Annotated in this window: 10 protein-coding genes; 6 read left to right on the forward strand and 4 right to left on the reverse strand. The window is 37.8% G+C overall.

Going from position 1 to position 12,869, the window contains the following annotated elements:
• The first annotated feature begins 68 nt into the window (after nucleotides 1-68).
• The 3 genes from KJS36_RS08585 (at nucleotide 69) to KJS36_RS08595 (ending at nucleotide 3,637) form a co-directional block, all read left to right on the forward strand.
• A complete protein-coding gene (locus KJS36_RS08585; protein ID WP_213536509.1) occupies nucleotides 69-551 on the forward strand; it encodes a thiol peroxidase in 483 nt (160 codons plus the stop codon).
• Between the two features lie 88 nt (nucleotides 552-639).
• The gene (locus KJS36_RS08590) at nucleotides 640-3,180 is read left to right on the forward strand and encodes a M1 family metallopeptidase (RefSeq protein WP_213536510.1); all 2,541 of its coding nucleotides are present in this window, start codon (nucleotides 640-642) and stop codon (nucleotides 3,178-3,180) included.
• 184 nt (nucleotides 3,181-3,364) lie between these two features.
• Nucleotides 3,365-3,637, forward strand: coding sequence for a hypothetical protein (locus tag KJS36_RS08595; protein WP_213536511.1), 273 nt, complete (start codon nucleotides 3,365-3,367; stop codon nucleotides 3,635-3,637).
• A gap of 115 nt (nucleotides 3,638-3,752) precedes the next feature.
• On the opposite strand, the gene KJS36_RS08600 is transcribed toward KJS36_RS08595, so the two are convergent.
• The 4 genes from KJS36_RS08600 to KJS36_RS08615 form a co-directional block, all read right to left on the reverse strand.
• Nucleotides 3,753-4,415 (reverse strand): phosphatase PAP2 family protein, encoded by a 663-nt coding sequence (locus KJS36_RS08600; protein WP_213536512.1) that lies wholly within the window; start codon nucleotides 4,413-4,415, stop codon nucleotides 3,753-3,755.
• 144 nt (nucleotides 4,416-4,559) lie between these two features.
• On the reverse strand, nucleotides 4,560-5,765 hold the full coding sequence (locus KJS36_RS08605) for an MFS transporter (RefSeq protein WP_213536513.1): 1,206 nt from the start codon (nucleotides 5,763-5,765) through the stop codon (nucleotides 4,560-4,562).
• A 230-nt stretch (nucleotides 5,766-5,995) separates the two neighbouring features.
• Complete coding sequence (locus KJS36_RS08610; protein ID WP_213536514.1) at nucleotides 5,996-6,469, reverse strand: MarR family transcriptional regulator; 474 nt, start codon at nucleotides 6,467-6,469, stop codon at nucleotides 5,996-5,998.
• A gap of 7 nt (nucleotides 6,470-6,476) precedes the next feature.
• A complete protein-coding gene (locus tag KJS36_RS08615; protein WP_213536515.1) occupies nucleotides 6,477-7,688 on the reverse strand; it encodes a cation diffusion facilitator family transporter in 1,212 nt (403 codons plus the stop codon).
• Between the two features lie 335 nt (nucleotides 7,689-8,023).
• Between KJS36_RS08615 and KJS36_RS08620 the strand changes: the two genes are divergently transcribed.
• The 3 genes from KJS36_RS08620 to KJS36_RS08630 all read left to right on the forward strand — a co-directional run bounded on the left by KJS36_RS08620 (nucleotide 8,024) and on the right by KJS36_RS08630 (nucleotide 12,708).
• Nucleotides 8,024-9,745, forward strand: coding sequence for an ABC transporter ATP-binding protein (locus tag KJS36_RS08620; protein WP_213536516.1), 1,722 nt, complete (start codon nucleotides 8,024-8,026; stop codon nucleotides 9,743-9,745).
• 33 nt (nucleotides 9,746-9,778) lie between these two features.
• Nucleotides 9,779-11,752: an ABC transporter ATP-binding protein gene (locus tag KJS36_RS08625; protein WP_373306163.1), complete on the forward strand. Its 1,974-nt coding sequence runs from the start codon at nucleotides 9,779-9,781 to the stop codon at nucleotides 11,750-11,752.
• 203 nt (nucleotides 11,753-11,955) lie between these two features.
• On the forward strand, nucleotides 11,956-12,708 hold the full coding sequence (locus KJS36_RS08630; RefSeq protein ID WP_244842871.1) for a LytTR family transcriptional regulator DNA-binding domain-containing protein: 753 nt from the start codon (nucleotides 11,956-11,958) through the stop codon (nucleotides 12,706-12,708).
• Nucleotides 12,709-12,869 lie beyond the last annotated feature (161 nt).

Consider the following 12,869-nt stretch of genomic DNA (forward strand, 5'->3'; position numbering starts at 1 on the left):
CTTAGAAAAAGACATAGTAAAATGATAAGATGAGGAAATAAGTGTTCAAATAGAAAGCGGTAAAAAATATGACCCAAGAAATTAAAATCAATGGTGAAAAAGTAGCAACAATTAATCCAGTAACACAAGGCAAAGCACCAGATTTCACACTTCCAGACCTTTCAGGAAGCAGCGTGACACTCTCAAAACTGACGAAACCAGTACTTCTCAGTATTTTTCCAGATATCAATACTTCCACTTGCTCCTTGCAAACCAAGCATTTCAACCTCGAAGCCAGTGAGCATCAAGACATTGATTTTTTAAGTATTTCAAACAATACAGCAGATGAACAGCGCAACTGGTGCGCAGCAGAAGATATAGACATGACAATTCTTTCTGATAATGGCGATTTTGCCAAAGCTTATGGTCTCCTGATAAACGAAGGACCACTCACAGGACGCTTAGCCAGATCTGTCTTTGTCATCAAAAACGGCGAGATTATCTACAGCGAAATAGTCAATGAAATCACAGCCGAACCCAATTATAGCAAAGCTTTAGCAGCCATCAAATAAAATCATATTTTTGACAAGCAAAAATAGAGCTCGAAAAGTTTCATAAAATTTGGTATAATAAGAACAAATTCATAATTTAGGAGAAGACATGGCTGTAAAACATCTCATTGACACATTTATTCCAGAAAATTATAAGATTTTCTTGGATATTGACCGCAAATCAAAGACTTTCAAAGGACAAGTCGCTATCAAAGGTGAAGCACTTGCTGATACGATTTTTTTCCACGCAAAAGACTTAAACATCAAAAGCGTGCGCGCATTTAGTGTAGAAACAAACTTTATCATTGACGAAGCAAATGATGAAATCGCCGTCCGCGTTGGTTGCACAGGAAAAGTGACAGTCAGTTTTGAATATGAAGCAGCGCTCACAGATAATATGATGGGCATCTACCCTTCATATTATGAAGTCAATGGCGAAAAGAAAATGCTTATCGGCACACAGTTTGAAAGTCATTTTGCCCGCCAAGCCTTCCCATCTATTGATGAACCAGAAGCCAAAGCAACCTTTGACCTCTCAGTCAAGTTTGACGAAGAAGCAGATGATATCATCGTTTCAAATATGCCAGAATTACTTAATATTCAAGGCATTCACGTTTTTGAACGTACTGTGCGCATGAGTTCTTACCTCCTCGCATTCGTTTTCGGCGACTTGCAATACAAAAAAGGCAAGACAAAGTCTGGCGTAGAAGTTGGCGCATTCTCAACAAAAGCGCATAGTCCAGAAGCACTTGATTTCCCACTTGATATTGCCATTCGGAGCATTGAGTTTTACGAAGATTATTATAAAACCCCTTATCCACTTCAACATAGTTATCACATTGCTTTACCAGACTTTTCAGCAGGAGCAATGGAAAACTGGGGCTGTATCACATACCGCGAAGTATGTATGCTCGTTGACCCAGAAAATGCCACAGTTGCCAGCAAACAATATGTCGCAACAGTCATCGCTCACGAGCTTGCTCACCAATGGTTTGGTGACCTTGTAACGATGAAATGGTGGGACGATTTGTGGCTCAACGAAAGTTTTGCCAACAATATGGAATACGTCTCAATCGACGCACTTCAACCAGAATGGAATGTCTGGGAAAGTTTCTCTATCTCAGAAGCAACGATGGCACTCACACGAGATGCAACAGACGGCGTACAGTCTGTTCACGTTGATGTCAATCATCCTGATGAGATTGGAACACTCTTTGACCCAGCGATTGTTTATGCAAAAGGTTCACGTCTGATGGTCATGCTTCGCAAATGGCTTGGCGATACCGACTTTGCCGCTGGACTTCATCTCTACTTTGAAACACACAAATACGGCAATACAACAGGTGATGACCTCTGGAACGCTTTATCAGAAGTATCTGGCAAAGATGTTGCAGGCTTCATGCACAGTTGGGTCAATCAACCCGGTTATCCAGTTGTCACAGCAGAAGTTGTCAATGACACACTCATTTTGAGCCAAAAACAATTTTTCATTGGCGAAAGTGAAGATAAAGCACGCTTGTGGAATGTTCCACTTAACAGTAACTGGACTGGGCTTCCTGACTTACTCTCAACTGAAAAAGTTGAAATTCCAAATTATGCAGCCTTGAAAGCCGCAAATGCTGGTAAAGCTTTGTTCTTAAATGATGCAAATATGGCACATTATATCATTGACTACAAAGGAGAATTGTTGACGGACTTGCTGGAAAGTGTATCTAGCCTTGAAAACGTCACGAAGTTCCAACTTATTCAAGACCGTAAACTCCTTGCAAAAGCCGAGTTGATTAGTTTTGCAGACGTTGTAAATATCCTGCCTTACTTTACTAACGAAAACAGCTATATTGTCAATACAGGCTTGAGTCAGCTCGTTGCTGAACTCGAAATCTTTGTAGATGAAGATACAGCGCTTGAAAGTTCTTATAAAGCACTTGTTGGCAAACTTTTCTCGAAAAATTATGCACGCCTTGGTTGGAATAAAGTTGCAGGAGAATCCGCTGGAGATGAAACACTTCGTGGTATCGCCTTATCTCGTACTTTATTTGCAGAAAATGCAGAAGCCAAAGCTAAAGCAAGTGAAATTTTTACAGCACACAAGGAAAATCTTGCAACAATCCCAGCAGATATCCGTCCTATCGTCTTGAATAATGAAATCAAGACAACAAACTCTGCTGAACTTGTGAAAACATATCGTGAAACTTATGTGAAAACAAGTCTGCAAGAGTTCAAACGCGAGTTGGAAGCTGCTGTCGCACTGGTTAAAGATGAAACAGCCGTAGCAAATCTCTTAGCTAGCTTTAAAAATGCAGACATTGTAAAACCGCAAGATATCGCCTTCTCATGGTTCTATCTCTTGCGCACAGACTTTGCACAAGATGCTGCTTGGGAATGGGAAAAAGCAAACTGGGATTGGTTAGAAGAAAAGCTTGGTGGCGATATGAGCTATGACAAGTTTGTGATTTATCCAGGAAATGTCTTTAAAACATCCGAAAAACTCGCAGAATACAAAGCATTCTTTGAACCAAAACTTGAAAAACAAGGTTTGAAACGCTCTATCGAAATGGCAATCAAACAAATTGAAGCCCGCGTCGCTCTGATTAACAACCAAAAAATAGCCGTTGAAACAGCGATTATTGAGGTTGAGAAGGCGTTATAATGAACAAAAATAGAGTTTGTATAAACTCTATTTTTTATATGATTGAAATTTTTAGAATACACTCAAATGAAATTATGATATAATGAATGTGAAGAAATAGTCAAAAAATACAGATGACTAAGAGTAATTTTTGACTATTTATCATGATGATTATAGATTTGATAATCTTAAAGAGGCGGATAGCATGAAAGCAGAATATAAGGGTGAGAAAGTAGAAGTTTGGAAGATTTCTGATAATACGTTAGAAGATGAATGGGTTAGAAAGGCATTTGATGTAGGGAAAATTCGTTGGTTAAAGTTCGATGATACAAGGCTTCAGGTCATGGAGCGAAAAAATCAAGTACCTTATTATGGAACGATGGGTGAGTGGTTAGTGTTTGATGCTCAAAACGATGATTATTCTATCGTAAATACTTATGTTTTTCCTCAAAGGTATGAAGTATTGGAAGATAAATAAATTTTTTTGTTTTGTAAAAAATTGAAAATAGAAGTATATTTAACGAAAAAAGAGTTTATATAAACTCTTTTTCTATACACTTATGGATAATAGGAAAATCTCTCTATTGAAAAACTTAATGGCTATTTTTTTGAACTCGGTATTTAAAATAAATAGGATAAGTCAGAAATAGAATGGCTATTCCTTCCAAAAGTCCGCCTAGAGTATCGCTGGGATAATGGACACCGACAAAAACACGGGAAAACATGACAAGTAAGACGATGAAAAAGCTAAGAAGTCCGAAAATCCATTTGCTAGTTTGTGTTTTCATTCTATTTGAAAAGATGAGAAAGAGACAGCCTAAAAATATTGTTGCAAAGACAGAATGCCCGCTGGCAAAACTCATTCCTCCATAATGTGCGAAGGCTGCTATACGATGACCATCAGGTCGTAAGCGACCGATAAAATTTTTAATGATAGAATTTCCGACCGTACTAGCAATAGCTAAAATTCCGAACCAGATTGCTCCAAGTCTTTTACGAAATACAAAGAATAAGATAAGCATTACGATTCCAGTCAACTCAAAGTTTGCATCTCCAAAAAAGTTGGTGAGGGCTGTAAAAAATGCTATCAATAAAGATGAGCTTTGTAGGCTATAAGCAAAGTTATCAATCTCACTGTCAAAGGCAAAAGGTGTGGTTGTATAGCCTGATTTGATAATGAAGGCTAAGAGTAAAAAAAGTAGAAGTGCTGTTAAACCTATGCCATAGTAAAGTTTTTTGTTAAAATTCAATTTCATAAAGTTCTCTCCACAAATTATTTTAGCAAGAAAAAAAGTTTAAAAATACAAGATTTTTATGAGGAATTGATGAGATTTTATCAGTAAATAGGGTAAGAATGAAGATATTAAAAAGCTTGGATATTTTGTATCCAAGCTTTTTATTTAGTTGTTAATGGCACCCACTCTTACTTTATGATGATGGAGAATGAAGAGAGCTGCAACTAGGAGAAGTACGCCCATGATTGCTGGGGCAGCGTGTCCAAGGGAGATGTAGATTTGTCCACCAATGAGAGGACCGATGATGCGAGCGAGGGATTGGAGGGCTTGAGAACCACCTTGAAGTTTTCCTTGCTCACTTGGTGTGGCTGTTTTGGAGAGTTTGCTATTGAAAGCTGTGCCGAAGATGGAATCGCCGAAAGCGTAGATGAACATAGCTAGGATAAAAAATTCCCAGATGCCTGTGAAGCTTGCTATGGCGATAAGTGCGTAACCGATGATTTCACTCGTGATGGCAAGTGTTGTGAGTTGTGCATCGTTCATGCGTTTGATGAGATGAGGCATGACAAGTGTTTGGGTCACAATATCTTGTAGTCCCATGATGGAAAAGACGAGTCCGATGATAGCTGGGCGCCAAGCGAAACTGTCGAGGGAAAATTGGCTGACGATGGCTTGTAGAGCACCAGAGGGAATCCAGAGGAGAAATCCTGCAACGAGAAGACGTGAGAGATTTTTCATTGTTAAGATTTCAAAAAGTTGTGTGAAAGGATTGAGTCTGGAAGCTGGGAGTTTGCTGAGGCGAAGTTCTGGGGCGAGGCTTTCAGGCATGGCAAAAAGTCCGTAAAGTAGGTTGAGAAGTGAGATAGCAGCACCGAAATAAAAGGGAACAGGATTGCCAAAATGGGCGAGAAGTCCGCCAATCGTAGGGCCAGTAATCGTGCCGATACCGACTGCTGCAGCTATCCAGCCAAAGACTTTTGTGCGGTCTTCTTCGGAAGTAATGTCGGCAAAATAGGCAAAAAGTGTGACGATATTTCCACCAGTAATGCCGTCAATAATGCGTCCGACAAAAAGCATCCAGAGAGCGCCAGCCAGTCCAAAGACGAGGTAACCAACTGTCGAACCTGCAAGGCAAAAGAGCATGATTGGTTTACGACCATAGCGGTCAGAAAGTGCGCCAAGTCCGGGAGCAGCAAAGAAAGTGCAGAGTGCATAAACGCTAGTCAGCGCTGTAACGGCGAGTGCTTGCGTGTGTGAAGTGGTGTAAGGAGCAACCATAAATGGGACGACAGGAGATATAATAGTAAATCCTAATCCTGTGAGAAATGTTGAGATAAGCCCAAAGATAAGGGCGTGTTTGTTGATGTTCATAGATAGAACCTCCATGTATAATGTAGTTTCTGTGGAAGGTTTTTTTGTTGCTTTCTTTAGGTTTCCTTGGAAACAATAATAGTATATCGTTATTTTGTTTCTTTGTCAACAAAAAAGGTGCGATTTTTCATAAAATATTTTTTGACAAAGCTGTCAAAAATAATTTGTAATAAAAAAATCCGAAATTCATTGAAAAATCGGATTTATATTTTTTGACAGTTTCGTCAAAATCAATTTTTTAAATTTTCTCGGATAATGCGGTCGAGATGCTGATTGTAGGAGCTGAGAAATTTTTCCAGTGTTGTCAATTCTTCTGATGAAAGTTGGTCAAAAACACTTTTGTCTTCTGTGAGAAATTGTTTGTGCAAGTCTGAGTGACGTTTATTGATTGATTTTCCTTGGTCCGTGAGTTGGAAATAAATTTCTTTCTTATTGCTTGGAAGTTGATAAGAAGCGATGAGTTTTTTTGCGATGAGTTTTTTGCTGATTTTACTTGCCGCACCGCGCGTGATATAAAGTGCTTCAGCAAGTTTTGTGACATTTGGCGCAGTGAGTGTGTCAATCACTTCCAGAGCTTCGATTTCGGAGAGACTGAGTTCGCGAAATTCCTGCTCCATGAGCGGTTTTCTGAGGAGATTATTTTTATTGAAAATGTCAGTCAAGTCGCTCATGAGCTGACCTTGTCGTTCTTCTTGTTTATTCATCTTTTTTTCATTCTTTTATTATTTTTGTTGTCTGACGGAAAATACAATACCAATATTCATTGCGGCGCCAAGTGCTACTGACCATGTATGAAGCAGTGCTATCAGTGTATTCGTAAGTCAAAATGAAAGTTTTTTTACTGACTTGCTTGGCTTGATAATTTTTGATAGCCAGATTTTTTTTTGACAGTTTTGTCAATTTTTCCACAGAATTTATGACAGTTCCGTCAAAAAGAATTTCTTGAAAATTGTCTTTTTCTATCAGATTTTCAATGTTTTCATCATTTAAAAACTGTTCTTCTTTGGGTAATAATTCCAGTGCGCGCGAGGCAAATTGTTCTTCCTCTGGGAGCGCAGCAGGTTCGACGTGAACATCTGTGTCAAAAACATCAAATTGCTCACGGAGGAGATTTTCAATATCTTCAGTCGCTTCATGACTTTCAAAAACGGATAAATCAGGCGACATTTCAACCACAACATCAAGAAAAATATTACTGCCGTACATTCTTCCACGCATCATTTTCACACGTTTTACCTTGTGCAGCTGCTCCACAGCGTGTTGATAATCAATGAGCAGATTGTCATCAAAACCGTCTGACAGACTAAAAGTTGAGTCGCGGAAAATGTCATAAGCAGTTTTTAAAATGAAAGCACAAATCACGACAGCCATCACTTTATCAAGCCATTCCATATGAATTGCTGAAGCAACAACGGCAATCGCAGTACCAAATGAAGTCAGAGAATCGCTCAGATTATCTTTGCTTGATGCGATGAGTGCTTGTGAACGCGTTTTTTTCGCCAGATTGCGGGAATAAAAATAAACCACCAGCATAATCAAACCAGAAAGCAAACCAGCAATAGAGCCAATCGGGTCAACAGATTCAGAAGTACCATTGACAAAATTCATCACCGTTTCGCGCAGGACTTCAAAGCCAACGAGAAACATGATAAAACTCGAAATCAAGCTGGCAATTGACTCGACTTTCCAATGACCATAAGTGTGGTCGGCATCTTTTGGAATCCGCGCAATCCGCAAGCCAATCAAAATTGCGATATTGCCAAGAATATCTGTGACATTATTAAAACCGTTGGCACGTAAGGCGTCAGAATGCACCAATTCAGCGACAGCGATTTGCCCAATAGAAAGAAAAATATAAGCGCCAATACTGACCCAAATGCCACGTTCAGCGATTTTTAGATTGTTTGTTCTGATATTTTGCATAAGATAATTATAACAAAAATCAGTATTTTAGGGGAAATATTTTTTGACAGTTCTGTCAAAAATACTTTTTTATTAAAAATAAGTCTTAAATTTTTGACAGAACTGTCAAAATGGTTTAAAATAATTTTGTTAGATTATTTTAAACCAAACTAACTATAATATGAAATCTACAAAGAAAGAATTCTTGTGTAGCCTAAAAAATAATGTTATAATAGTCTGCTTAAAAAAATTTCATTGATGTATTTTTGTGTTAACAATGAATTAACAAAACCAAGTGAATGTATTTTTTACATTTCTACCTATAAGAAAGGAATTTTATGATATTCAAATCTATCATGAAACATAAGTGGGTTGCCATTTTTTCTATTATTTCAACCTTCATTTATGCAGGAGTGCAGCTCTACCAACCTCAAATCATGAAACACATCATGACGGTCATGTCATCAACGACTTACAGCCGTCATCAAATGTCTGACAAGATTCAAGGTTACGGCATAGAACTCTTGATTGTTGCTGGAATCGGTATTTTATTTGCGATTTTTAGCACACTCTCAGCAGCACGTATCGCCCAAGAAATCGGAGCCGATGTCCGCGAAGCAACTTACAAAAAAATCAATACATTTTCTTATGAGAATGTTGAACAATTCAACGCAGGAAATCTCGTTGTCCGCATGACAAATGACGTCACACAAGTTCAAAACTTGATGATGATGATTTTCCAAATCTTGATGCGTATTCCCGTCCTCTTGATTGGTGCCGTTGTTCTTTCAATTACAACATTGCCAAGACTTTGGTGGATTACCGTTCTTTTGATTATCTTGATTGTTCTCGTCACAGCCGTCCTCATGGGACGCATGGGACCACATTTCATGGCATTCCAAAAATTGATGGACCGTATCAACGCGATTGCCAAACAAAATCTGCGTGGCTCACGTGTCGTAAAATCATTCGTCCAAGAAAAAAATCAAATCACTGAATTTGATAAAACATCTGACGAACTCTACGATCACAACTGGGCAGTTGGAAAACTTTTCTCAGCGATGATTCCACTTTTTACAATCATTGCTCAAGGCGCTATTTGGCTTGCTATCTACATCGTTTCTACATTCGTTACTGACTCACCAAAAATTGCTCAAGACAGCATTGGTGGGATTGCAACATTCATGACTTACATGGGAATGATTATGTTTGCCATCATCATGGGTGGTATGATTTCCATGTTTGCCTCACGTGGTATGGTCTCTATCGGACGTATCAATGAAGTTCTGAAAACTGACCCAGCAATGTCATTTGATGAAAATGCTAAAGATGAAGAACTCACAGGTTCAGTCAAGTTTGACCACGTTTCATTTAGCTATCCAAACGACGAAGAAGCAACATTAAAAGACATCAGTTTTGAAATCTCATCAGGTCAAATGGTTGGTATCGTTGGTGCGACAGGTGCAGGTAAATCAACACTTGCTCAGCTCATTCCTCGACTTTTTGACCCAACAGAAGGAACAGTTTCCATTGGCGGAAAAGACCTCAAAACAGTCAGTCGCGGAACTTTGAAACAAAATATCTCCATCGTTTTGCAAAAAGCGATTCTGTTCTCAGGTACGATTGCAGGCAATATCAAGCAAGGTAAAGCAGATGCAACAGATGATGAAATGACTCGTGCCGCACAAATTGCTCAAGCTGCCGAGTTCATTGAAACAAAAGATGGACAATATGAAGCAGAAGTTGAAGAACGTGGAAACAACTTCTCAGGTGGACAAAAACAACGTATGTCTATCACACGTGGTGTTGTTAAAAATCCAAACGTCCTAATTCTTGATGATTCAACATCAGCACTTGATGCTAAATCTGAAAAACTTGTACAAGAAGCATTGGACAAAGAACTTAAAAATACAACGACAATCATTATCGCACAAAAGATTTCTTCAGTTGTTCACGCTGATAATATCCTCGTCCTTGACCAGGGAAAACTTGTTGGACAAGGCACGCACCACGAACTTGTCGCAAGCAATAAAATCTATCAAGAAATCTATGAAACACAGAAAGCACAGGAGGACTAAGACATGGAAAACGCAACAAAACCACAAAAGAAAATGTCTGACACCACACGTGCCATCCGATTTTTCTATCTTTATCTTAAAAAATATAAACTTCAATTTGTCGTTATCATGATTTTCATCATCTTAGCAACATGGTTGCAAGTTATCGCACCTTCTCTACTGGGAGATGCCATTACAAATCTGGGAACTTATGTGAAAGATTATTTCACACATCAAGGCGCCGCAGGAATGAAAAAAATGTTGGACGGTTTCCAACCACTTATTCAACAAGCGAACTTACCTGGAACAACTAAAATGTCTGAAGTCTTTCAGATGGCTCACCAAACGGCAGCTAGTATGCACATCTCAGCAGATAAGTTTAATCAAGCTTCTGCCATGACGATTAACCAAGCGACTGCCATTGCCCATTCACATGCTGCAAGTACTACTACTTTCATGAAAGGTATGTGGCAACTTCTCCTTGTTTATCTCGCAACAGGCGTATCTATGCTGATTTACACTTTGCTCTTTAGCCGTATCGTTGCGCATTCAACAAATCGTATGCGTAAAGGTTTGTTTGGTAAATTGGAACGTCTCACGATTTCTTACTTTGACCGTCATCAAGATGGAGATATCTTAGCACGTTTCACATCTGACTTAGATAATATTCAAAATACACTCAATCAAGCACTTGTTTCTGTTGTATCAAATGCCGCTATCTTTGTTGGTGTGCTTATCCAGATTTTTGATAAAAATATTACTTTTGCTTTATTGACTGTAGCAGCTTCACCAGTTGCAATCATTGCAGCAATCGTGATTATTCGTCAATCGAAAAAAGCAACGGATAAACAACAAGAAGAAGTCTCACAACTGAATGCCTATATGGACGAAAAGATTTCTGGACAAAAAGAAATCATCGTTGAAGGGCTACAAGAAGATTCTATCAATGGCTTCTTAAAACACAATGCAAAAGTTAAAAAACGTACATTTGCTGCTCAAGCTTGGTCAGGTATGATTTTCCCATTAATGAATGGTTTCCAACTTTTAACTATCGCTATTGTCATCTTCGGTGGAACAGCTTATGTCTTGAACGATAAAAGTATGTCAATCGCTACTGGACTTGGACTTTTAGTTGCCTTTGTCCAATATGTACAAACATACTACAATCCAATCATGCAAATTTCATCTAACTTTGGCCAACTTCAACTTGCCATTACAGGCGCAACACGTTTGAATGTTATGTTTGATGAACCAGAAGAAGTTCGTCCTGAAAATGGTGCAAAACTTGAACACATCAATGAAGGCGTTCAGATTGAAAATCTTGATTTTGAATACCTCCCAGGAAAACCAATCCTAAAAAATGTTAATATTAACGTGAAAAAAGGTCAAATGGTTGCTCTTGTTGGGCCTACAGGCTCAGGTAAAACAACTGTCATGAACTTGATGAACCGTTTCTATGATGTCAACTCTGGCTCTATCAAGTTTGACGGTAAAGATATCCGTGAATTTGACTTAGATAGTTTGCGGAGCAATGTCGGTATTGTATTACAAGAGTCAACACTCTTTGATGGTACGATTGCTGATAATATCAAGTTTGGTAAACCTAATGCAACTCAAGAAGAAATCGAAACAGTCGCAAAAACAACGCACATTCACGAGTTTATTGAAAGCTTACCAGAGAAATACGAAACACACGTCAGCGATGATGAGTCTGTCTTCTCAGTAGGACAAAAACAACAAATCTCGATTGCACGTACAATCCTTACAAACCCAGAATTACTTATCCTTGACGAAGCAACATCAAACGTTGATACCGTCACCGAGCAACAAATTCAATGGGCAATGGAAGCAGCGATTGCAGGACGTACATCATTTGTTATCGCTCACCGCCTGAAAACAATCCTCAATGCAGACAAAATCATCGTCCTCAAAGATGGTGAAGTCATCGAAGAAGGCAATCACCACGAACTTGTTGCTCAAGGTGGATTCTACGCAGAACTTTATCGTAATCAGTTCGTTTTTGAATAAGTAACAAGAAATAGACGCTAAAGCGTCTTTTTTTGTACGTCAATTGTTATATTAATGGATGTTTCAAAAATAATAAGCTCTTGATATTTAGGAAAGTTAAAGGTAGAATGAGTGTAGTTTATAACGAACAAAAATATGAGGAGTGATTTGCTTTATTATAGTGGTTATATGCTACTTAATAAATAATAAGAATCTAAATAAAAATGATTGATGATAAAATGTTAAAAATAAAAATAGTAGTCGTTGATGCAGATTTTCAAGAAAGTGAACGTTTAGAAAAATTTATATTAGAAAAAGAAAAGACCTTAAACATAAAAGAGGAAATCTACGCAACAAGAATCTTTCTACATCATGCGGATGCTTATGAATATTTGGCTGCTCATAGAGAATATATAGGAATTTATTTTGTAAAGATATTAACAGAATCAGAGCTATTAATACTTAAAAAATTACAAGCATTAAATACACAAATATTTTTTGTGATTTATACAGATGATGATAGACTGAGCTCAGATTTACTCTCTCTCACAGCTTCAGCCCTGTGGACACAAATGACAGTACGAAGTAATAATGATGCTGATATTAAACAAATGATTGAAAAGGCACTTAAATTTGTTTTTGTTAATTCTGATAATATAGTTAAAATCAATGGCTTTCCTATTGCTGTAAATTCACTTTTATACATAGAGGGAAATAAAAATCATCGTAATTATCTTCACGCCGTTACAAGTGATAATGAATGTTTAATTCGTGGAACACTTACGGAAGTAAAAAATAAAATTCCAGCTCTTATTTCTTTTGGGCGGGGATTATTGGTTCATCCAGCCAAAATAAGACGTGTGGAAGCAGATGGATTGACTATTTGTTTTTTCGGATACTTGAAAAAAATTTTAATACCATTTTCTTATAAAAAAGAACTTATGGAGTTAAAAAAGCACTCTGATTGGATAAAATAAAGTTTTTCGTCACTTTATCACAGGAAAAATAGTTATTATCACTTAAAAATTTATTTCATCACAAAAGTGATTGATAAGGTAGAATAAATATTGACTATGAAAGCGATGACATTTATAATAAAAGATGTAAAGTAAAGGTTCTTTTAATAGAAAGACAAAAA

Origin of the sequence: Lactococcus nasutitermitis (assembly GCF_018403765.1) — a bacterium.
GTDB classification, from domain to species: domain Bacteria; phylum Bacillota; class Bacilli; order Lactobacillales; family Streptococcaceae; genus Lactococcus; species Lactococcus nasutitermitis.

Excerpts from the sequence above, each read along its gene's own strand:
- KJS36_RS08585 (WP_213536509.1), top strand. The coding sequence starts at position 69 with ATGACCCAAGAAATTAAAATCAATGGTGAAAAAGTAGCAACAATTAAT.
- KJS36_RS08590 (WP_213536510.1), top strand. The coding sequence starts at position 640 with ATGGCTGTAAAACATCTCATTGACACATTTATTCCAGAAAATTATAAG.
- KJS36_RS08595 (WP_213536511.1), top strand. The coding sequence starts at position 3,365 with ATGAAAGCAGAATATAAGGGTGAGAAAGTAGAAGTTTGGAAGATTTCT.
- KJS36_RS08600 (WP_213536512.1), bottom strand. The coding sequence starts at position 4,415 with ATGAAATTGAATTTTAACAAAAAACTTTACTATGGCATAGGTTTAACA.
- KJS36_RS08605 (WP_213536513.1), bottom strand. The coding sequence starts at position 5,765 with ATGAACATCAACAAACACGCCCTTATCTTTGGGCTTATCTCAACATTT.
- KJS36_RS08610 (WP_213536514.1), bottom strand. The coding sequence starts at position 6,469 with ATGAATAAACAAGAAGAACGACAAGGTCAGCTCATGAGCGACTTGACT.
- KJS36_RS08615 (WP_213536515.1), bottom strand. The coding sequence starts at position 7,688 with ATGCAAAATATCAGAACAAACAATCTAAAAATCGCTGAACGTGGCATT.
- KJS36_RS08620 (WP_213536516.1), top strand. The coding sequence starts at position 8,024 with ATGAAACATAAGTGGGTTGCCATTTTTTCTATTATTTCAACCTTCATT.
- KJS36_RS08625 (WP_373306163.1), top strand. The coding sequence starts at position 9,779 with ATGTCTGACACCACACGTGCCATCCGATTTTTCTATCTTTATCTTAAA.
- KJS36_RS08630 (WP_244842871.1), top strand. The coding sequence starts at position 11,956 with ATGATTGATGATAAAATGTTAAAAATAAAAATAGTAGTCGTTGATGCA.